Source organism: Brevibacillus sp. DP1.3A (assembly GCF_013284245.2).
Classification (GTDB): domain Bacteria; phylum Bacillota; class Bacilli; order Brevibacillales; family Brevibacillaceae; genus Brevibacillus.
Genome location: NZ_CP085876.1, coordinates 2,089,748 through 2,111,464, shown reverse-complemented (window position 1 = coordinate 2,111,464; position 21,717 = coordinate 2,089,748). Strand labels below are relative to the sequence as shown.

Sequence of the window (21,717 nt, the reverse complement as noted above, 5' to 3'; positions counted from 1 at the left end):
ACCTCACTTTGCTTAAAAATCTCGGCTTCTTACTCCAGCTCTGCATCCAGACCAATCCTCGTGTCATAATCGATTCGTCTGCTGCGGTCCTTCCCGCTTAGCACCGTGTTGTATGGCATCGATAAATTTTGATCGAGCGTAAGGAATGACGGCTCCGTCAAATAAGAATTAATCCCCACGTAGCTATGGAGGTCGGCGTAGATGCCCGGGCGCAGAACGATCAGCTTCGCCTCTGTAAAAGCAGGCTTTTGATCTTCCAAAATCTTTTGCAGAACCGACTGCTCCCGCTCTGTTTTCGCGCATTCCTGCGAAACGATCAGGCAAAATTGATACGGATGATCCATGTACAAGGAAGAGATTAGCTCGTGCAGCTCAGGGATCGCCTTCATGTCCCTGATTTGAAAATACTCAACGATCATCGGGCGCTCCCCGGTATACAGCTCGACCATCTTTTCCAAGCCCGCACGAGTGCCCCGCTCTGCGTACAGCTCTGGCGCGCGACGAATCAGCTCTCGGCGCTGTGCCTCTGTCCAATGCTCTTCCCTGCCCATCCCCATCCAGGAAGCGAGCCAAGGGACAAATTCGCCAGGTGTCGTATCAGGATCGAACAACCGCGAGATGGTATCAATCTGTTCCTCCAGCTCCAAGTAAAACGTCCCGAAAAGGGAGAGGAAGCGCTCCAAAAAATCAGCACTGGCAGGTTCACTTTGATAAGTCGCTGGCAGATACCGCAAAAATGTGTCGCGCGGCGAGTAAATCCGCATCTGCTTGAGCAACGGGGAGTGACGGTCAGTACCGAGCCATTCGATTTTGAGCCATAAATAGCGGCCTTTTGCTGAATGAAGCAACGCATCTGAAGCGTTGATTACCGGCTCCGACCATAAATTGGACGTCCTTTGCAGCTTGGTTTTCCAGTCCATGTCGGGTGACAGCAAAAAATCATCCAGATTGTGTACGGCTCCATGAAGCACATGCTCTTTTCGATCAGAAGAAAATGTCGAGATGAGTAATTGCGTTTCTTTTGGTATGTCTGCATCCAGCGTGAATTTATGCCACACCGTTTCAAATTCCGCGCTATCCAATGCACGAGAGAAGTAGATACCCATCGGTATTCCGGTCTCATCCAGGTTGGACGTCCGCGAGACGAGCCTCAACATGGTCAGAACATTTTTCTGCGCGTCCCAAACATACAAACGTTGCTGCTTGTCAAAAACGAGCTTGTCTGCACGTCCGTGGTAGTTGGTCAATGGCGCAAGTGCTTCTCCCGTTGGTTGAAAACGCAAAATGAATCGGGTATGATCATGAGCCGAATCAATGGAACGACTATCACCCACATAGAGAATGGGACCTGGACCCACTGCAAATCCCGCGGGCTTGGTTCCGGATGGGATCGCCAGGGTGCACACATCGGCGCCTTCCGAAGAGAACCGAAACACTTGATTCGTCTGTGCCAAAAATAGATAGGCCTTGCCCGATTCGGCAACGGACAGGCGAAACAACCTTCTTCGCCTGATCTCACGGAGTGTAGCTGTCTCTGTTACTTTCAATTCCGCATGCGCGTATGTAGCGTCTATCTTGCCTGCCCGATTCAGCCGAAGGACGACGACTTGTGTTCCCGCCGTGATTTCCTTCCGTTCGTTGGCTTGATCTACAACCACGGGTGTCGTGATGTAAAGATGTCCTTCTTCATCCAGCCCTGCATCCAAAGGAAAAAGCCGCTGTCCTTCCCCCTCTTCCCAGCTCCAAACACACTGGCCGTTGGCTATGGAATACGCTCCGACTTTTCGCCTCGCTTCGGGGTCGATGATGTACACGTATTCATCATCAGCGGCGAGAAACGAGTCTTTGGAAAACAACCCGCGTCCAGCGCGAAACACAGTCTCCTTGAAGTTGTTGCTGTCATCGTAATGCGTGATATGCCCGCTTTCATCCAGCCAAAGTAACGAGCCAACTCGTGCAATCGCAAAATCCAAGAGTCGAGAGTGATGTGTCGTCCCAGCCAGATGCACATGATCGATCACATATTCGGGCGATTTATTCAGCGCGATCCCCTCGTTGGAGACGTGAAGGTTATACCAGGCCCCCCGCTGCCAATCGGACGGATTGTTCAGGGAAAAGAAACGATTCATTGTATCCACGACCACTCCTCCGTTTGCTCCCGCCTATCTTTCTCTATCCACAACAAGCTCCAGAACATGCTCTCCTGAGTACACCAGCGCATGGAGCGGAATCTGAATATCTCCCCCTTCATCTCTGATGATGCCTGTGCCCTCCGCGGAAACCCACAAATCCGTCACGTACAGCACACCCTCGATCTGGTTTAACACCTCGTAGAGATCGCTTTTATAAACAGGCCGACCAAATTCCCATCCTTTTCCTTGATGAGTCGAAGAATCTTGGACATTCAATGGCGTCAAATACTGCTTCAGTGCCTGTAGCACGATCTGCTTTTTGTCTGCAAACGCAGGCTCCACCACGATTGTCGCGAAAACGGTCACTTTGATATAGGCTGGAGCGGCCACATGGACTTCTGTCGTCAGCAGCCTTCGCTGTTCCAATTGGTGGCAAACGGTCCGCAGGAAGCCTTCACTTGGCAGTGGTGTCGGCTGGTCGCTGAACGGGACGATGACAACAGTCATTTGAGCGGCTGCGTTTTGCTCGGAAGCCCCCATTTCCCCTACTTTATACAGAGGGATTGCCTTCGCGCGGGCCACACGCAATCCGGGTGTCGAGAGCGCGATGGCCTCATAATCTTCTGCTGTAACGGCCCGCTGCGGTTTTTTCCATTCCATTCTCATCCTGTGTTTGGCTTGATCGATCGTTTCGCGCTCGCTTCCCTCACTGGCTGGACGGGGATTTGTCACCTGCGCGGTGGTTCGCTGACTGGCGAGCGGTAGGAATCGGGTAATTTGACCTCCCTGCACATTCCCCTTCTCACCTTGGCCTGTCTGACAAGAGATGATCCGAATGCCCGCCATGCCTTCCAGCCTTTCAGGAATAGCTCCGTGCTCATTGTTGCCAAACGCAATTTCTGCCCCGTCCGAATCATTCAGGATAAAATGGCGGTCCTGTGGTCCCGATCGGTCAAAATTGGTGACCAGCGACCAGTCTTCCCAAACATGAAACGGACTGCCTTCGACCTGACGCGCCACCTGAATGACAAACGTTTCTGGCAAGATCGATTGGACATTCAGCCGAAACACTTGATGTGGCAATCCACTGCTTTCTCCAATGAACTGCTGCCCTGCAAAGTCGCTCCGATACGCGATAACCCGAATATTTTTGCTGCCCTCAGGCATTGCACTTCCAAAACGAATCATCGTCGCGCCCTGTTCTGGGTCGCGGGAAACGTGAAAAGAAAATACACCTGTATCGGTTTGGTCTGGTTCATCTTGATCCCATCCACTTTGCCAATGACGCCCCTTTTTGCATTGAACCTCCACAGTGCCTTCATACAATAGCGAGCTTGCAAGGACGATCGTCTGATCCACTTGATCGGTCCCGTCAAACTCCCATACCTGACTGAGGGTTTCGCGTTGGATGACGCTCACGGTATTAAGCTCGATTTTTTCCATGCGAGGAGCCAATTCGAATCGACCGGTACGCAATGTCGCACAGAGCCAAAATCGAGGCCGATCATTGGCGGGGTAAAGCATGAGCGGCTTCATTGCCCCTTCAAGCTCGATCAGGACTCGTCCTGAGAAGGAGAGATTCATCGTTTCATCCGAGACTCGTGGCAACGGACTCCATCCCATTTCTTGCGTGCGTTCGTTCTGTCCATAGTACTCCCACTCGAGAGTGGCCGATGGAACGAAAAGCGATGTGGGTGTAAGCGGGACAATTGGAACAGGATAGTCCTCAACCAGGCGCAATCCGATGGAGACTGCCTTCCCCACTGGCAGCGGTCGATCAAAGCCTAAGTAAATCTTGTTCCCTATCTTTGGTTCCTGGCCAAATGCGAAGTAGGAAACACCGTTATGCGCATTGGATGAACTCACATCCGCCGTTCCGCTTTCTGTATGAACCAGAACACGCTCCAGGCTGGCCGGTACCAGAACAAGCGAATGTTCCGTCTCGAAAGGAAGATTCCCCGCGAACAATCTCATCTTCTCCGGAAGGATCGCTTCTTCTGACACGTCGAAAAACGTTACATCCGTCGTCGCACATGACCGGTTCTTTGGGTGTACACCCATGAGCTGTAAAAATTTACTTTCGTTCTTTTCCGTTATCCGGTTGAGATAATATTGCTGCATTTCCGTTAACCACGCGAACATCTCCAAAAGCGTAATGCCCGGATCGTGATGACGGTGATCACCCCACTCTGGCTGCAGCTTAGGGATCGCGTTTTTTGCTTGTTCTACGATCTCTTCAAAGTGGCGATCATCCAGATTCTTGGATGGAAGCATAGCGCACACTTCCTTTTTCAATGTTTGGGTGGGAAGAAAGCCTAGCTGTCGTGAACGCGGACGCTGATTCGATGCGCACCCTCTGTGACGATCCCATGTACGATCGTTTCGTATTCACTAGCGAGTAGTTCCTTTCGTTGCCCATTTTCCGTTCGAAATACAGTCAAGGTCAGATGATCCACAAAGCGGACGCCCTTTACGGATTTCAACAAGGCAAACAAGAGCGACGGGTGCACACGTTGTCCTATTTCCCAACCCCCACCGTGCAGATTTCCCGATATCGGGTCAAGGAATCGCGCGAGCTTGCCGAGTGTCTCCAGCTCCACCTCTACGATTTCCTCCAAAGCCCCCACTGCCAGCTCTGCCGTCACCGCAATTTCCAAGTAGACAGGCTCCCTAACATGAATCCGCTCGGGGGAGGCTACCGTCGCTGCCGCATGTGTAAGCAAGTAGTTCGTGACAGAACGCCGAAGCTCCAAAAATTGTGTGCCGAAGCATCCCGCTGCGGGCAATACGATCACAGTGACATGCCCTGCTTCTCTTTGCAGGCGGCTGTTGCGATTCGGCAAACACTTCACTTTAGGTATCTCCGGATGCGCTTCACGGACGAGCCATTCGAAATCTTCAGCTGTCACCGCTCGATAGCGATGTTTAATGGTTTGAGGACCGCGCTGCAAGGCTTCCGTGAGCATCTCCTGATCACTTCCCCCAACAGCAGGCACCGGATTGCTGACGGCTTGGACAAATGGGATCGATTGTTCCAGTTGATTCAACTGCCCAACAGGAAGATTCCCTGCTGTTCCCCCTCCGACCTTATACGTCACCCTCACGGAACCGAGTCCGGTTTGAGGAAGCTCCCTACCGTGTCGGCCATCGCCAAACAAAATTTTTCCAGTAGCGCTCTCCAAGCAGTAATGGCGATCATCCGGGCCAGAATCGTGCAGATGCTCTACTCGCTTCCACAGAACCCAACATTTTTGCTCGTTCCCTTCAGAATCATTGAGCAGTTCCACCCGATTTTCTGGATGTTCCAGCCAGCTCTTTCGTTCACTCGGCAAAAAGGAGCCTGTTTCATCTACCCATACCTCTTCGCCCATGACGGGATGGCGGAGGAGTCTGTACTCGGCTTGTGGCCCCTCTGCTATCCGCTCTGCCATTTCATTGCGAATCGTCTCCTGTTGAATGGCTCGTATCGTATTCGGATAAAAGCCGCTTAGCACGGAATGTCGTGCATCCAAAGCGCCTCCTCCAAGCCGATTGTCTACGTTGACAGCGCGAATCCAATAACGCTCCCGCTCAAACATTTTGCTTTTTTCCATATCAAAAGGACCAGCGAAACGGACGGTACCACTTTCCGTAAAACCAGCGGTCTGATCAATCGTCTGCAGCTTGGCCCAAGACGTTGTTCCTGTTTCTTTGCGCTTGTATTCCCACTGCACAACCGGAGCAGCCCCTGGTGATTCTTCCATCGGTAAAAAAGAAAAGTAGAAAGAGAGCGGTCCTTGTAAAGGCGGCTGCTCAAATCCAAAGTAGACAACAGGATGCAGGCATTCGGATGGCAAAAACGGCTGGAAGCTAGCCTGATGATTGCCTGTGCGGACAGGCTGCTGCCAATCCAAGTCGTTCTGTGTGAGAATCGCTTCCGGCTCATGCAACGGCTCTCGGTACGAGTAGGTCAGGCGCATGTCTTCCAGCCACGGGGCCATGTAAACAGGGTTCGGGCCATATAAGCCGTCCACCTGAAGAATTCTCACACGGATCCAATACCCGGGCTGGGATTGCACGGTCGTCGGCTGCAAATCATCTGGACACGTAAAGGCAACCACAATCTCCTCATCCGACTCGGTACCAGCAAACAGCTTCTCCCGATCCTCTCCTGACAGGAGCACCATCCATCCGCTACCATTCCAGTATTCCCATACCACCTTGCTGACCGTGACGGGTGTCGTCGCAGGAGGGTCAAAGGAAGACTCCTTCATGATCCATTTCCATTTCGGCTCTGGTTGTGACAGATGTGTAGCGGGATAAGCCACCGTCTTCATCCGAAAACGAAGGGCAACTGTACTACCAGGCTTCGTCAGCGCCTCTTCACAGGACAAAAAAAACATGCCATACGGTGCGAGCTGCTCGCCAAACGCAAGGCAGCCACTCCCAGAAACCTGTACATCATTGGAGAAAAGCATGTCGGGTGCAAGGCCCTCGGGATCATCTGTTGGCAAGTAATCCGTCTTCAACTGTATTTGGGTCAGAGAGGTACTCCCGCCATTTTTCATCCATTCATGAATCATACCTGGCTTCACTCTACAACGAAGCCAACGATTTTCGATTCCTTGCACTTCACTAGACTCCCATTTTTTCCGCTGCTTTTTTTCCAAGCGCAGCCGATTTTGATCAGCCTCCATCTTGTCGAACAAAACCCATCCGCCCTCTGACAGATACGTCCACTCGACCAGCTCTGGATTCGCCAGCTTCTCTGTCAGCAAGGATTCCAAATAGCGTTCCTGATTGGAAACCATCGTGAGCTGGATCGAAGCATGATCTCCTAAACAAAACAAGTCCTCATGCCCCAAATACCAGCAATGCTCCTGATGATTAGGCAAAGTCTTGCAGTCCAAGAGAGAGAGCGGTGCACTTGTCCCAAGCCAACTCGTTACATCTGTTAAAAAGTCTCGACTGCCATTGGAAAACAACAGATCTGTCGGGAGAGAGGGGGTAGCCAGCATAGGCTGATCTGTTTCGAAAACCACTTCATCGCCAAGGGCAGTCTTACCCGAAACTTTTGTCCCCACTGGAATCCACACTGGCTTTTGCACACCTGTACTTAATTCAAATGTCAAAAAGGTTTCTGCCGGTCTTGCCTGAGCCATTCCGACACCGAGCATATTGAGAAAAGCGATAAAATTTCGCTCAGGCACTTGATTCAAACGCTCACGATTATTCATCAGCATGTCTGCGAAAAGGAGAAATAAAGCCGTACCCGCATCAGGATCTTCTGGAGTGAATCGCCACTCCGGGGTGTAGAACGGCACCATTTCGCGCATTTTTCGGATGACTGCTTGCATGTCCCGCGGATCGACCAAAGGTGGTTTCACGTTACCCACCTCCCTTCCTTTTTTCTTCACACGACTGTGACTCTTGCGCTATCCACGTGGACTGAGACGATGGACAGGATGCAACAGCTGATAGCCTTTGTTTGTCGCACGTACGGTATAGCTGATCGTAACGTTCACCGTTTCGGAATGATTCTTGTCGACCTTGGCCTCCACTTGCACATCTCGTACACGCGGTTCCCAGATCATGATCGCTTCTGCGATGTCCGACTGGAGCAATGCCAGGCTCGTTCCGTCCGTGCCATCAAACATGAAGCCTTGCAATCCGCTCCCGAATTTCGGTCGCATCACACGCTCTCCCTTTGCTGTGGAAAGAATGATGCGAATCGCTTCTGCGATGTCATCCTCGTAGTCGGACAAACGAATACGGCCTGTAGCCTGATCCACCTGAATAGGGAACTTCCATCCTTTTTCACCGAATGGCTGCTGCATGGAATCCCCCCATGAATTAATTCAATTTGATCACCGAACCGTTGACGGCAACAATTCCGTCAGATTTGATGTTCAGGGACGCTCCTGCTTTAATCGACATGGCTCCCTGCGCCTCCAGATTTAGCTGGGTGGACTTAATTGTCAGCGATGTGTCTGACTGAATGGTCACTTGCCCTTTTGCATTCAACGTAATCGTACTTGAGCCGCTCTTCACCGTAACTTCGTTGGCGCTACCACCTTTGATGGCGATTTGGTGGTTTCCACTGCTCTCCTTGAATACAATACTCTCATCCTTGTCCGACAGCTCCACCTGTTGTCCTTTTTTCGTGGCAATCGTGATCTTCCCGTCATTCGGATCATCACCAAAAATCACTTCGTGGCCTGCACGGGTCGTGATTTTTCGGATGTTGTTTTTCTCCGCCATTTCCGGGCCTTTGTTTTCCTGATTCCAGAGCATCCCGATTACAAATGGCTCGCGTACATCTCCCCAGTGAAACGCGACCAGCACCTCGTCGCCTACCTCCGGAATAAACAGGCTGCCGCGATCTTTTCCCGCAAAAAGCGTGGCAATTCGCACCCAGTCCGTCTCCCGCTCATTATCAACCAGAGGCAGCTTCAGCTTCACACGCGAGAGCTTTTCAGGGTCTTCATTGTTGGTTACAATGCCGACAATGACACCGTGGATTCTTGCCCGTTCTTCTTCTGTAATTTCATCCTGGTAGAACCAATGATCAAAGCTCATATCGTATTTCCCTTCACATGAAACGTCGTGACATAGCCAGATGCCACATCGATGGTGTGTGTGACAGATGTGATGTAATAAGGCTGACTCAGCTTTTTCCCCATGCCCTCTAGCATGATATAGCGGCCAGCACGAATTTCTGGCAGACCGACTGCCTCACAGTTGCCGTCAAGAAGGTTCATGGCGAGTTGATTCAAGCGTGCTTTCGCAACCGCTTTTATCTCCTCAGGTGAGTCCAGCTTTTTCGTAGACTCGTATTTATCAAAATAATCACCGATTGCTTTCAGCAGATCAGCGCTTGTCTTCGAATTGGTCCCGAGCTTCCCGATATCTGTGCTCGTTGCTTTTGCTTCCTGGAGCACCGTTGATTTGTCCTTGTCTACCCATCGCACCGTATAGGAGGATGCTTGGGAAGCAATGTTGACATCAACGGAAAAGCTGCGCAAGGAAACTCCCCAGATCAAGGTAAGGACCGGCGTCATGTTGCTCAGTGGCTTACGGAAATACAAGTTCTTCCCGACGATAAAAAAATCGTAGTTGCAAATTTTTGCGAGACGATTTAAAAATTGAAAGTCAGTCTCGGAGACCGTCTTTGTAATGGGCTCGATTGTATGAACCGTATCATCCACATGCGTCGACAAGCCGTATTTTTGTCCCAGCTCTTTCACGACATCGCTGTATTTCTTTTTATTCCAAGAGGTAGACTTGTTATCGACCATAAGCAGGAACGATTTGTCCATCCCTTTTACCGTAATGGTAGGCGTCTCCTCGCATGCAAACGAAACGGCTGTAATATGCCCGTAAAAGAGACTGGACAGCTCGGTTCCGTAGCCCATCTGGATCTCGATTTCGTTGCCAGGAACCAAATAGTCATCTACCCAGCGAAATTCCCACGCTGCCGTATCAAAAGCATTCGTTACCGAAAACGAGAACGTATCTGCTTTGCCTTCCAAGCTGGAGTTGATCGTCGCTTTGGTAATGGCGATACCTACCTGGCTGATCAGCTTTTTCCCTCCAACGAGTATTTCCAAGGCTGGGGAATGAAAGTTGTTGTACGTTTGGCGCAGGTCATCGAAGGAATGGCGGTCTGTCGTCAATTTTAATTCGCTCATTCCTTCGTCACCTCACAAGTGGCACATGTAGGGTGCTAGCCGGTTTTAGAAGTCTGGGATTGTCGATCTGATTGGCGTTCGCAATGTTTCGCCATTTCGACGCATCACTGTACGAGCGATACGCCATCAAGTAAAGCTGGTCTCCTTGGTTGACCGTTTGTTGTGCGACCTTTTCTCTTGCAGCCCCGATATCGTCCGCGGACTTTTTCACGCTCGTGCCTTTAAATGTGACACCTAACGTGGCTCGTACCGGTGTCCCTTGGTCGAGAAACATCGTAAACCGCTGCGAAACCTTCTCGACAACACCTGTGAATTGAAAGCTGTCCCAGACGAATTTGCATAGGGGCGGCGTACTGATTTTCTTTTCTACGGCCATCAGTCCCAGCACCTGATTCGTGAATGCACGCACATCCACTCCAGCCTCGTATGTATCAAAAAACAAGTCGACCGATAATGTCTCGATATCACCACTCGTGAACATCCCGACTGGTACCGATTGCCCCAATATCTTTTGCCAAGAGTAGTTATTGGAGGCATCTACCTTGTATTCCGAAGGGTTAAAGAGAACGGAAATACTCTCCTTGAAGTCACCTTGCCCGTTGCGATCCACTAAAATTTTGGCCTTTTTCTCCTGACCCATCATTGGCTTTTGCCTCTCTTTACCGAAGAAATAGTCATCTGTGAATGCGGCGGTTCCTGCTTATAGACCTCGTCGCTGCCGCTCTTGAGTGAGGCGCTTGTCCAGCTCCTTCATCATTTTATCCATCAATCGATCCACCTCTTGTGGGGATAACGACGTCTGATTGCCAGCCCTCTCTTGCACGTGTAGATCGACTTGTCGTTGGAGTGGAAGTGTTGTCGTCTGCTGGACTGCGGTTTCTTGAGGCTGCATGCTTTTTCGCAAGTACTCCATGGACGGCGGCGACTGAACGGTAGCAGCAGGGGTTGCGTGGCTGTCTTCCGTACGTAACACTCGTCGATGAATATGGGTTGCGTTTTCGGACAAGGAGCGCTGCTCGGGTTCTCCGGGCGCTCTTTGAGCTTGTTGCAGTCGTTGTAGGAGTGGAGGCAGCATTGTCATTTCAACCATTGGCTTTGGAACAAGTGTTAGAGATGTGTTTTTTTCCACCTGTTCCACTTTTTCCGTGGCCATTGTTGTTGACCCCAGGTTGAGTAGCCTTCGTTTTTGCAGAGGGGTGCGACGAGCGTCTCGAATCTCGACCTCCTGTGCCCCATCACTAGTTAGCCGTTTGATCGTCTGCGTCTTCTGGTTGACCGTCAGAATCTGCTCATGGTTGCTTTGCTGAAAACGGCTACGGCGACTAAACTGCCCGGAATGCAATCTGTCCAAGGCTAAATCAATGGATTTTTCTCTCGCAAATGGAACGGAGCTGATTGGATGGTGGCGAGAAAATGGCTCCAAGCTGTTGACTCGATCTTTTCGTTGTAGTGGCCCTATTGCACGTCTGTTTCTGTTCTCGTGAATGTGATTGTCAGGCACCCCCACGCTTTGACCATGCACAAGGCTAGCGAGTAGTCCCCATTGTTTCTGAATAACCATTTGTGCATCGTGACGATTCAGAACAGTCGAAAGTGAGTGATGGTTTTGGACATATGCTTCCGTCCGGAAATCAGTTTGGATAGCTTTTCTGATTTGCTCCATGACTTGAAGATAGGGGCGAGCACGCAGGGCAATGGAATTTGTCCACAAGCTGGCTGTCTGCTGCAAGAATCGGGAGCGGCGGCTTTCACGGGATTGACGGCTTTCTCGTAATGGATTGCTTTCGGCCTTGCGGAACCTTGACTGATCATTCGATTGCTTTTCACTGCTCGGGGGAGCTTTCCTACTTGTGCTTGTTGAGCCTACCTTTGCAAACTCACTTGTTGATGCTAGCTTTGCAAACTCGCTCATCGCTGCCAGCTTCGCGCTTTTTTGCAAGAGGACCGTGAGTCCTAATTCCGCACTCCATCCAGCAGTTATCGGTCGCAATGAGTCCCTATCAGAGACGTCCTCTCTGATAGAAACCGGCTTCGAAGACGTACTGTACAATTTCTGATGATCTGTTCCCCCAAGTCGAATCCACTCTGTGGCACGAAGCATTGCAGAATCAAAGCGGTTCACCCTGAGGAAAAGTGCTTCCCTATCATGACCATGAGCGTGCACGAATGCTCGATTTGTACTCCGTTCATTTTTTAGGAAAATGGAGTGTCGTATTGGTCTATGCTCATGCTCGTGTGCCATGGAGAAAGTCGCTTTTGTTCCCCATAGGCTGAACTTTTCTTGATTCTTGGAGAAAGAGAAAGCGACATCTGTCTGCTTGTCCCTCCCACCCTGAAACGACAATAGCTGACGTACCATCTCGTATGACAGCTGAAAAACGTGCTTATTTTGCAGAAAATGAATCGTTGGCTGGAAAAATGGTTGGGAGATGCCTTCGATATGATTCGTAGCTTCATGATTACTGACGGATGTACTCCCTTTGGTCAGAACATTCAGCAGGTGCATCGACCATCTACTAGGCGTATTTTCCGCAGGATACGGAGATTGATTCTTCGGCTCATACGGAAGGTTCCTTGGCGCATGAGTTCTAGTAGCAAAGAGCTCCCTCGTACTGAGCTGTTCTGCCGCCATCTGTTGAACATGCACCCACGCCATCACAGGCATCCTGTTCGTCTCCTGGTGGATAGAACTGAACATTTGATTCTGTAACGTCTGCCAGCGTTGGCGATTCATATGGAAGATAGGCGCAAAGCGATTCCACACAAACCGTGCGGTGCTAGCTGCTCTACCAACTGGCTCGTTCTCGTTAAGAGTTTCAAGATATTCCTTGATCCAAGGTTGGTTCAACCATCCTCGTTTTTCAAACAAAACAGGAGCATTGGCGGACTGCAAGCTCTGTATCCAATAAGCAGCGATCGACTTCCTGACAACTGACTGCGAGAGAAGCGGAACTGTGTGGGAGCTATCTGTGACACGTGTGATAGGCAATGGGAACGGTAGCCCCTGCATGGGGTGTAAAACGTGTAACGACAAACCCGTCCACCACTCATGCTGTAGCATGTCAGGCTGCTGATACGAAGCACGGGAGACAACCGGGATCATGCTCGTTTTGCCAAAATGAGTTTGCCCATGGCTTAATCTCAAGCGAATGGACTGTTCCCTGACAATCTCATTCAACCTGGCTTCCTGTAATGTCAGTTGTTGAAGTAACGCGTATGTCCGCTGATTCCTTGTTGCGATGGATTCGAAAGGACGCAGTTGCAACGGGTGAAATGTAATGCTATTCGGCTGCTCCTGCTCTACCCAAGAAGCCAACACGGTTGCTTGTTGCTCTCGATTTATAACAATCTGGCGCAACCAATGCGACAAGGCACTCGGCTGTTGAGCCAAAAGAAACAGATGAAGCATGCTAGGCAATACGGACGAGAACATCTTCGAAAGCTCATTGTTTTGAAATATCTTCCGTTCCAATGAGCTAGGAGAAACTCCAGACAGCGTTTCTAGCATCCACTCGCTTTTTGCTTGCAGATATTGACGGCTTCTCGCGAAAACAATCGGCTGTAAAACACGAAAACGGGGATGCGTGGTCATCGTCCTTGGCAGCCATGTTACTCGACTTTGCTGCCAGTACAGACTCAGGTTTTCCCATAAGCGCCCCCACAGTTCAGTCTGCTGGGAATCTACAGACCAACGTGTACATTCACTTTCATGAACGATTAGCCTTGTGATATCTCTACTGTCATTTCCAGCTCTCTCTGTCCTCCCCGAGCGATCCCAAAAAGAGCTCGCAGCCCGGCCTTCTGCTCTTTTTAACAAAACAGGAAAAGACCAAATCCCACCCGTCGGCTCCATCCCTCTACGGATCAACTGCAAAAAGTAGCGCACTCCAGACTGTTCGAATCGACCTGCTTCAGAACGCGTAGCTCTGACACGTGAAATCGAAATCTCATCTACTCTTGTCGCTGATTCGAGCCGTATCCGCTCACGCTCATTTTGCATGCTCTTGCGTCCACCAGGATCACCCATTAGTGCCGTGGGTACCAATAATTCCGGCAAAATATAGGGAGTCTCAGCCGTCCGGAATCTTTCACGTACGGTTTCCTTGCTGTCTGAAATCATTGCTTTCAAAAGAGGCGAAGCAAAATCGACCGTGTTTATCTGCTTTATGAACCGTCCCAGCGGCAGCGATTTTTCAAGTGAGCTTGCTCGCTGAACCGAAGACTGAACATAACTGGACGAGCGATATCTATCTCTTCCATTTGAGACAACGGTAATCCGAGGCAGGTAAGCCTTCTCGATTAATTTGGATGACTCCCACTTCCGAAAAAGCTCATGTATCAAAGTAGCTGGTTGTACTTTTCGTCCTGATCCCGATGCTTGCGCTATCATCACACGCTCTTTTGGCCATGGGAAACCAGTCTGTCCGTTTGGTAACATTTCTCGATTCAATCTGAGGTAGGAGTCCACTTGTACTTGCATGCGCACATGAATGAAGTTTTGATGAAAGTGGTTTTCCTGCCCTCCGATACTCGGCGAAAAATCACGATGGATCAAAGCAAGGTAGCCGGGATCGCGACCTTCCTCGTGCCGATACTTCTGCATGATGCTTTGTGCAAAGCCTTGGCTGGACGACCTTGGCAGCAGTGATGGACGACGCGAAGGTGGGAGCGCCTTGATCGTTATCATCGTTTCGTTTGCTCCTTGCAGACGGGATAAGGCTTAAAAATACGCTTTTAAGCCGTGGTGCACGATTTCCAATGTCTCGATGGCCACTTCTCCATGCGTGGCCCGGAACTCCGGTCCGACCCACTTGACCGGATAAGCCCCTTCAAATGCCCAAGCCCCCACATCATTTCCGTTTGGGTCCATAAGAATGATCGCTCCCTGCTTGCGCTTGCGCTTTTCTGGCGGGCCAAAGTGGAAGTCCTCATACCATCTCCACAGCTCGTTTGATCTCACAAACCCTCTTTTGAAGACCAGGTTGGGAAACTTGCTGCGTTTCGGCAGCTTGTGGACGAAATGATTCACGCCGCCCTCTTGGTACTCTTCCAGCTCTGTTTCGACAGCCAGTCCGGACACTTCACTAAATCCAGCGACCCAGATGCCATCCATCTCCAATCCAAACGGAAGAAAGTCTACACGAAATCGGAGGTTGGTGTAATACGGATTCTCATTGGCGAACACCAGAATCACCTCCGCTTGAACACATCAAAAACATTTTCGGGTTCGTCATTTTGCTTGCGGTTAATCGCGGATATCTCCTCACACCAGCGACGCCGTTCCTTGTGTTCCATCGACATGATCTCGTCGTGAGGCCAGTGAAAATAGTAGGCGATGAAGGCTGCTTCTTCATAGATCTTGTCGACGGGGTATCCACTCATACTCCCTCCAGCGCCCCTGAAAAAGCCATGTCTACCTGAAATTCATGCTCGCATTTCGGACAAGATGTCTTGAACATCGAGCTGTCCAATTCATTGATCTGTCTGTACAAGTTTTGCAGGTACGCGAGATCTGCCGTAAACAGCCGTTCCACCACTCTGGTGTCAATTCCCCGTACATCTCCCAGCTTGGTAATCACTCTCGTCAGCAAAATAATCGTCAAGTAGCCGGGATTTTGCTGGACACGCGGATCACGCATCGGCAAAATTTCGTCGGCAGCCGTCGCCAAGCGCATGACGCCCCGCTTGTGCAGGTTTCCTTCTTCATCAACATAGCCGCGCGGGAGCTCAAATTCGTATTCCGTTTTAAATGCCATGGTGTCATCCTCCTCATCACCCTAGGCCAGCAAGAGTGACAAAGAAAAACCTTCTCCTTGCCACTCTTAGGCGTCGGGATCTTCTATTATTTCGTGCGTGTCATTCCTTCGTGGGCAATTTCCAACTGCTCAATAGCAACCTCTGAGGACGTACCGTTAAAATCAGGCGCCGTGTATTTGGTCGGCCATGCTTCGATGACCTTCCATGTAGCGACATCATCCCCGGCCTCATTGATGGCAATGATCGTTACCGTTTTGCGTGCGACCTTGCCCTGAATGGTGTCCTGCATCCAGTTGTACAAATCCATCGAATCCGTCACGCCCCATTTCAGCGTGATGTTCCCGTACTTCGCCAAGCCCGGGAGCTTGCGCGGTGTAATTACCTCATTGCCTTCGCGATACTCGACTACGTCCACAGACGCATCAAAGCCCGATACCTCACTGAAGCCTGCCTGCTGAATGCCGTCCATCTCTACCCGATACCGAAACTTGCGGTATGGATCCTTGCGATCTGCCATACTGTACCCCTTTCTTCACACCGTTTTTCGCCGTGAATTATTGCTGATCAGATGTTTTTTGCGTAATACGGAAGATGACGAACTCTGCTGGTTTGACAGGAGCTATACCAATCACGCAGATCAATCTACCATTGTCGATATCATCCTGCGTCATCGTGCTTCTGCCGATTTGAATGTAAAAGGCTTCCTGCGGGCTTGAGCCCATAAGCGCGCCATCTCTCCAGACACGGGTCAGGAAAGAATCAATCGTGCGTTGGACGCGGGCCCACAGCCTCTCGTCATTTGGCTCAAATACCACCCAGTTTGTCCCGTTTTTGATCGATTGCTCGAGGAAAATGAACAGGCGGCGTACGTTTATGTACTTCCATAGCCCATTGGATGACATCGTCCGTGCACCCCAGACGCGAATTCCTTGACCCGTAAACGCGCGAATCAGGTTGACACCCTTCGGATTCAAAATATCCTGTTCGCCCGTATTGTACTGGCAATCCAGTCCTGTGCAGCCGCGTACGACCTCGTTTGCCGGGGCCTTGTGCACACCGCGGGTATTGTCCGAGCGCGCGTAAATACCGGCCATGGAGCCTGATGGCGGAATGTAAATATTGCGCTTGTCCAACGGATCGAACACTTGCAACCAAGGATTGTAGATGGCAGCGTATTGCGTATCGAAAATATTGCGATGCGTCAACACATCGCTTACTTTTTTCTTGTCGCGTGGAATATCGAGGATGGCGAAGCGGCTTTTCAAGTTTTCACAATGGGCCACAAGCGCGAGCTGCACATTTGGGTCTGTCACGCCAGGAATGGCCATAATGCTCACTTCGTCATTATCGATGAAAGCTTGGATTCCGGTACGTTTTCCAGGTCCATGGTCTTCCCCCATGTATTCGCCCGCTGACAGATTGGCAACAGAACCGTCGCTGCCTCCTACCAAAGAGATTTGATACAGACCGAATTCCGTCTTTCCGCCCTCGGATTGGGTTTCTTCCGCCATCCCTGAAATGACGCTAAAAGGCGGAATGACTTCTGGGCTCGCTGGGGCAGCACCCGCTTCGACCTCTACGATATTGCTCTTGGACAGCAGCTTGCTTACATGATTGGCAGCAGAGACATTGAGCGAGCATTTGTCGAACTCTTCTGCCTCATCGTTGTAAAAGACTTGCACCGTGAATTCGCATGTGGACAAAATTTTGACCGGCAGCAGATTGTTATCGATGACGTCTCCTGTAAGCACAGCTGTCAGCTCGATCACATTGTCTTGGGACGAAACCACTTCCCTGTACTGTTTGGTTTCACCGTCATAGAAAGAAACGACATCGCCTGGTTGAAAACCTGCACTGTTTTTCACACGGTACTTAGGAGCCTCGCCTAACTGCTCGTAAATCTGCGTTTTTGCCTTGCTCGATGGAATCAAATTGACGCGGATCTGATTTCCCCATGCCCCTGGGTTTTTCGCAGCAATCCGAAGGACAGCCCCTTCGCTGTTGCCTTCATTGGAAGCCGGCTTCGCATCTGCTGGCGCTACCCGCATCACATAGCAACGGGAGCCTCCATTCAGAAAGAAGTGATCCACCGCATAGGCGAGATAGCGGTATTCGCCAAACGCATTCTCAGACAAATAGGAACCGAACAACTTGCGGAAATCATTGACACCTGTAATTAGCTCAGGCAACCCCGCAACGGGTCCTTTTTGGGCCAACCCGATAAAGCCGGCCGTGCTCGTACTCGCTCCCTCCATGGGAACGGGGCCACTATCAAACTCCTCGACATACACCCCTGGTGATAAGTATTCTGGCATCGTAACCTGATTGGAGAGTTCCGCATGTATCAGCAGCAGAAACCTACAATCAGTCCCTCCCTCCGAATAATTTCATCACTTGCTTTACCACTTACAAATAAAGCCGTTTTGATACGTGAGTCTTGCTCTATAATCAGGCAGCAGGATGTCATGGACCGACGCCAAACAACTGCCGGATCACCCTATTTAGGTCTGTACATTTGGATGATACCTATGGATTGGGTCGTACCGGCTTGAATAGAAAGCTCGGCAAAACCAGCGGCTTCTTCCCGCCACACTTCAATTTTCATACGCGCATGAGTTTTTTCTAGAAACAACGGAAGGGCAACTACGAATTCTCCTCTGTCGTCGCAATACGTTTCGAGCAGTGGGAGTAAGACAGTGCCTCTTGGGTAGGCAAAAGATAGAGGTTCGGTCAAGGGATAAACCCGACCTTTTGGGGGACTTGCAAAACGAATGAACGTCCCTTTACATGTGGGTGTTTCGAGAAGAAAAGCGTCAGCCAAATCGACTTGACCCTTTTTACTGGCTACGATTAACTCCGCGGCCCCTTTGTCAGCGTCCTCGGCCAATCTCACCGGGGCATCTCGCTCATACGAGATAACAGCCTGCACGTAGGCTCCGCCAGCTGGGGAACCATCCTCCACGCAAGCTCTCCCTCGAACTAGGGAGTCTCCTGACCGGAATGGATAGGCTGGACTCGGATGCAAGTAAATGATTGACTCCGTGTAAGATGTGCTCCCAGTGGTCACAGAGAAGGACACGGAGCGATCCATATACTCTCGGCTACATATGGTGAGCGTGTAAATCCCATCAGGTAAGTCAGTAAAGATATACCATCCGTCCCCTTTGCATACGGGCACTTGTGGATGATTCGCCAAGCGAACAGACAAGCTCGAGCGAAAAGGGGCTCCTCTTGTATACATGTCCACCAGACGGACGGCATACGAGAAGACGGAACGAATGCGCACCTGGAAATGCTGATCCATTAACCATGACCTTCCCCTCGTATGCGAATATCCCGTTCCAGTACGCGCTTCGTTGAACGAACTCGGGTTGAATCGATATGAACCGGCCCTACCGAGTAGCCGATGGATAGCTTGTACGGAACATGTGGAAAGAGTTGGATGAGTTTATCAACGGGAGGCTGCTCCACGACGACACGAAGCTCTGTATCCATGCTGGCAAGGGAGCCTTGAAGCTGATCGCCACGCAATATGGCGTTGTCGTAGAGAACCTGCATGGCACGCCCGAGGATGCGGTGCTCGTCCAGCATGCGGGTATGCTGTTCTGCTGGGGAATGGGCGGTCAATATGTAGGATAGATTGACCGTCATTGGGGGATATCGCAACTGATCAGTACCTTCACTGATCATCATGTGCTGCCTCTCCTGACTTTCCCGGATTTCGTATAAAAACAAGGCTAACGCCAAATCTCCTGGCTGAGCGGGCGAGCTTAGACCAATCAACTCGGGTTGGCTAATCGGCTCCGGCGTCATCTCTTTTCGCAAAAGAGCGAGCAGCGACTCTCCTACTTCAGCAATGGCGGTGTACTGGCTGATACCCGTTCACCTCGACATTATTTGACAGAATATCCCTATCATAACATTGAAATTAATGGTTTTACATGAATTTTTATCTAATTTTGTAAAATTACATATTTTCCTCGATACGCACTACTTGTTGGCATACTCCCCCAAATCCTCTTTCAATAGCAGCTTACCCGTCTTTTTTAACTCCTGCTTTGCAGCCGCGATCAAATGACTCATGGAAACGGGCCTGCCTTCCGATGCAGCCAAGAAAGAGGCAGCGAGAACCACATTTTTGATCCCGCCCCCAGCAATGTGCAGCTTGGACGCGAGAAACTCAAAATCGATGTCAGCAGCTCGCGGTGTATCGACCGGGAACATACTGCGCCATATTTCTTCGCGATAGAACGGTTCGGGAAAAGGAAACTTCACCACGTAGTTGATTCTGCGCATGAAGGCCTCGTCAAAATTTTGCAGAAGATTCGTCGCCAAAATGGAGACCCCTTCGTACTCCTCCATTTTTTGCAGCAAGTAGGCTGTTTCCACATTCGCGTATTTGTCATGCGAATCTTTGACTTCTGAGCGCTTGCCAAAAAGGGCATCGGCTTCATCGAAGAAAAGGATGGCATTGCCGATTTTCGCTTCTGAGAAGATGTGGTGGAGGTTTTTTTCCGTCTCCCCAATGTACTTGCTGATCACCTGCGACAGGTCAATTTTAAAAAGCTCCAGACCCAGTTCGTTTGCCACGACTTCCGCGGACATCGTCTTGCCCGTACCCGGAGGGCCTGCAAACAACATGCTGACGCCCTTACCATAAGAGAGCTTTCGCCCAAAGCCCCACTCTCCCAAAACAACATTTCGATAGGTCACCTGATTGCAGGCGTTTCGCAACAAAGTCAGTTGCTCCTCGGGCAAAATCAGATCTTCCCAGCTGTATTTGGGGCTCAATCGTGTGGCGTGCTTTTCTAGCGCATGTCTCATTTGCAGGAAGCAAGCTTCATGGAGGTGCGTTTTCGTAATGATCCTGTCTTTCGTCTGCATCGCCATTTCATTTGCTCTGTGAAGCGCCTGGTTGATTTGCCCGGCATTCAGCTTGAATTTCCCTGCTAAAACGCCTACGTCAATCTCTTGAGAAAAGCTCATGCCCGCACTGCCCGTCTCCCATAATCGCCTCCTTTCCGTTTCATCTGGACCAGACACCTCCATTTCCAGCCAAATCCGCTTCCCCAGAGCGTTTTCCGGCTTCCATTGACTTTTCGCTACAATCCCAATGGGGCCTGAAAAGCTTTCGAGTTCATCCATCACCAGCTGCTTGCGCCCAGCAGTTTGTACCTCTTCTGTCAGAAAAACCTCGAATTGGTGCAAGCACAGCACACCCTGACGCAGCTGAACCTCCCGCATGACCTGCTGTAATCTTCGTGAAAAAGCTTCCTCGCGGATCAAGCGTTCTGCATCAACGAACAGCACCGGTCGCCTGACGCGATGAAACAGATGCTTGACTCGATGCCTTTTGCCAACGCCAGTCGGACCATGCAAATGCAGGAGAAGCCGCTCTGAATCTGCTCCTGTCGTTTCCCACAATGTTTCAAAGCGCTCCTGCAAATGTATCGCGCTCTCCCCTACCAATGGTTCCAACTCTTGATCTGGTAAACTCCAGGATAGCCAAGGCTGCAGACTGGCATCACCTCCATCCTTCGTCGTCAAAAAGTGCAGCATACGTTCATCCAGCTTTAACGGCCGAGAGAGCCAAGAGCCACTTCCGCCCACATCCCCCTCGGTAAAAAGCAGCAGTCGGCCCAGCTTGCTTTTTTGCGTAAACGCTGTCCATGCCTCTAATCTCTCGGTCGCTGTTCGGCAAAATAGCTGCATCGCCAATTCGGGAGTAGGCGACTTGCACGTAATATCATCGAGGAGGTAGCCAAACAGCTTTTCGTACTTCCGATCCAGCTCGACTGCCAGGCAAAGAAATAAACATCCCAACTCGAAGCGGTTGAGTGAAAAAGTATCTGCTACTGCCAGAATCGGTATGCTACTTGCTTCTTGCATGCGCAGGGCATGAAGTCGTTCTTCACATGCCGCCACCCGCTCTGTGAAAGCTTCCCATAGCTGCGTTGCTGGCGGGGCTGCCTCGAGCAATTGCACGACTTCTTCCTCTGTGACAATCACCCCCCTCATTTGATCGAGCGGATAATCATCTCCCTGCTGTGCTCGGACAGCCAGCAAGCGCATCAGATGAATATCCAGCCATCGAAGCATTTCTTCGTAATAGTTCCACTGGTTGTGATTCGGTTCGGGACTCGTCATTTCGCTTTTTC

General features: G+C 50.6%; 16 protein-coding genes. All 16 read right to left on the bottom strand.

Annotated elements, in window-relative coordinates; genetic code table 11:
* Window positions 1-29: 29 nt before the first annotated feature.
* The 16 genes from HP399_RS09710 to HP399_RS09635 all read right to left on the bottom strand — a co-directional run bounded on the left by HP399_RS09710 (window position 30) and on the right by HP399_RS09635 (window position 21,706).
* Window positions 30-2,129, bottom strand: coding sequence for a phage tail protein (locus HP399_RS09710; protein WP_217367646.1), 2,100 nt, complete (start codon window positions 2,127-2,129; stop codon window positions 30-32).
* 33 nt (window positions 2,130-2,162) lie between these two features.
* A complete protein-coding gene (locus tag HP399_RS09705; RefSeq protein ID WP_173618524.1) occupies window positions 2,163-4,406 on the bottom strand; it encodes a putative baseplate assembly protein in 2,244 nt (747 codons plus the stop codon).
* 41 nt (window positions 4,407-4,447) lie between these two features.
* Entirely contained in the window at window positions 4,448-7,498 is a 3,051-nt protein-coding gene (locus HP399_RS09700; protein WP_173618525.1) for a putative baseplate assembly protein, read from the bottom strand.
* Window positions 7,499-7,546: 48 nt separating this feature from the next.
* Window positions 7,547-7,948 carry a GPW/gp25 family protein gene (locus HP399_RS09695; protein WP_173618526.1) on the bottom strand — a complete coding sequence of 134 codons (402 nt, stop codon included), beginning with the start codon at window positions 7,946-7,948 and terminating at the stop codon, window positions 7,547-7,549.
* Between the two features lie 16 nt (window positions 7,949-7,964).
* Window positions 7,965-8,690, bottom strand: a complete 726-nt coding sequence (locus tag HP399_RS09690) for a phage baseplate assembly protein V (protein ID WP_173618527.1) — start codon at window positions 8,688-8,690, stop codon at window positions 7,965-7,967.
* Window positions 8,687-9,802: a phage late control D family protein gene (locus HP399_RS09685; RefSeq protein WP_173618528.1), complete on the bottom strand. Its 1,116-nt coding sequence runs from the start codon at window positions 9,800-9,802 to the stop codon at window positions 8,687-8,689. The genes HP399_RS09690 and HP399_RS09685 overlap by 4 nt, the downstream gene beginning before the upstream one ends.
* Window positions 9,803-9,809: 7 nt before the next feature.
* On the bottom strand, window positions 9,810-10,445 hold the full coding sequence (locus HP399_RS09680) for a CIS tube protein (protein WP_056489451.1): 636 nt from the start codon (window positions 10,443-10,445) through the stop codon (window positions 9,810-9,812).
* Window positions 10,446-10,502: 57 nt separating this feature from the next.
* Window positions 10,503-14,489, bottom strand: coding sequence for a hypothetical protein (locus HP399_RS09675; protein ID WP_173618529.1), 3,987 nt, complete (start codon window positions 14,487-14,489; stop codon window positions 10,503-10,505).
* Window positions 14,490-14,522: 33 nt separating this feature from the next.
* Window positions 14,523-14,987, bottom strand: coding sequence for a phage tail protein (locus HP399_RS09670; RefSeq protein WP_048034038.1), 465 nt, complete (start codon window positions 14,985-14,987; stop codon window positions 14,523-14,525).
* A gap of 5 nt (window positions 14,988-14,992) precedes the next feature.
* On the bottom strand, window positions 14,993-15,184 hold the full coding sequence (locus HP399_RS09665) for a DUF6760 family protein (protein ID WP_007721336.1): 192 nt from the start codon (window positions 15,182-15,184) through the stop codon (window positions 14,993-14,995).
* A complete protein-coding gene (locus HP399_RS09660) occupies window positions 15,181-15,558 on the bottom strand; it encodes a hypothetical protein (protein ID WP_007721338.1) in 378 nt (125 codons plus the stop codon). The genes HP399_RS09665 and HP399_RS09660 overlap by 4 nt, the downstream gene beginning before the upstream one ends.
* Window positions 15,559-15,644: 86 nt before the next feature.
* Entirely contained in the window at window positions 15,645-16,076 is a 432-nt protein-coding gene (locus HP399_RS09655; protein WP_007721341.1) for a phage tail protein, read from the bottom strand.
* Between the two features lie 37 nt (window positions 16,077-16,113).
* The gene (locus HP399_RS09650) at window positions 16,114-17,874 is read right to left on the bottom strand and encodes a phage tail sheath subtilisin-like domain-containing protein (protein WP_173618530.1); all 1,761 of its coding nucleotides are present in this window, start codon (window positions 17,872-17,874) and stop codon (window positions 16,114-16,116) included.
* A 182-nt stretch (window positions 17,875-18,056) separates the two neighbouring features.
* A complete protein-coding gene (locus HP399_RS09645) occupies window positions 18,057-18,863 on the bottom strand; it encodes a hypothetical protein (protein ID WP_173618531.1) in 807 nt (268 codons plus the stop codon).
* Window positions 18,863-19,417 (bottom strand): Pvc16 family protein, encoded by a 555-nt coding sequence (locus HP399_RS09640; protein ID WP_370642736.1) that lies wholly within the window; start codon window positions 19,415-19,417, stop codon window positions 18,863-18,865. Before HP399_RS09640 ends, HP399_RS09645 begins: the two co-directional genes overlap by 1 nt.
* A gap of 132 nt (window positions 19,418-19,549) precedes the next feature.
* On the bottom strand, window positions 19,550-21,706 hold the full coding sequence (locus HP399_RS09635; RefSeq protein WP_173618532.1) for an ATP-binding protein: 2,157 nt from the start codon (window positions 21,704-21,706) through the stop codon (window positions 19,550-19,552).
* Window positions 21,707-21,717: the final 11 nt, after the last annotated feature.

Coding starts and splice junctions, on each gene's coding strand:
- HP399_RS09675 (WP_173618529.1), bottom strand. CDS start 14,489: ATGATAACGATCAAGGCGCTCCCACCTTCGCGTCGTCCATCACTGCTG.
- HP399_RS09685 (WP_173618528.1), bottom strand. CDS start 9,802: ATGAGCGAATTAAAATTGACGACAGACCGCCATTCCTTCGATGACCTG.
- HP399_RS09695 (WP_173618526.1), bottom strand. CDS start 7,948: ATGCAGCAGCCATTCGGTGAAAAAGGATGGAAGTTCCCTATTCAGGTG.
- HP399_RS09705 (WP_173618524.1), bottom strand. CDS start 4,406: ATGCTTCCATCCAAGAATCTGGATGATCGCCACTTTGAAGAGATCGTA.
- HP399_RS09680 (WP_056489451.1), bottom strand. CDS start 10,445: ATGATGGGTCAGGAGAAAAAGGCCAAAATTTTAGTGGATCGCAACGGG.
- HP399_RS09655 (WP_007721341.1), bottom strand. CDS start 16,076: ATGGCAGATCGCAAGGATCCATACCGCAAGTTTCGGTATCGGGTAGAG.
- HP399_RS09660 (WP_007721338.1), bottom strand. CDS start 15,558: ATGGCATTTAAAACGGAATACGAATTTGAGCTCCCGCGCGGCTATGTT.
- HP399_RS09665 (WP_007721336.1), bottom strand. CDS start 15,184: ATGAGTGGATACCCCGTCGACAAGATCTATGAAGAAGCAGCCTTCATC.
- HP399_RS09710 (WP_217367646.1), bottom strand. CDS start 2,129: ATGAATCGTTTCTTTTCCCTGAACAATCCGTCCGATTGGCAGCGGGGG.
- HP399_RS09690 (WP_173618527.1), bottom strand. CDS start 8,690: ATGAGCTTTGATCATTGGTTCTACCAGGATGAAATTACAGAAGAAGAA.
- HP399_RS09645 (WP_173618531.1), bottom strand. CDS start 18,863: ATGGATCAGCATTTCCAGGTGCGCATTCGTTCCGTCTTCTCGTATGCC.
- HP399_RS09650 (WP_173618530.1), bottom strand. CDS start 17,874: ATGCCAGAATACTTATCACCAGGGGTGTATGTCGAGGAGTTTGATAGT.
- HP399_RS09635 (WP_173618532.1), bottom strand. CDS start 21,706: ATGACGAGTCCCGAACCGAATCACAACCAGTGGAACTATTACGAAGAA.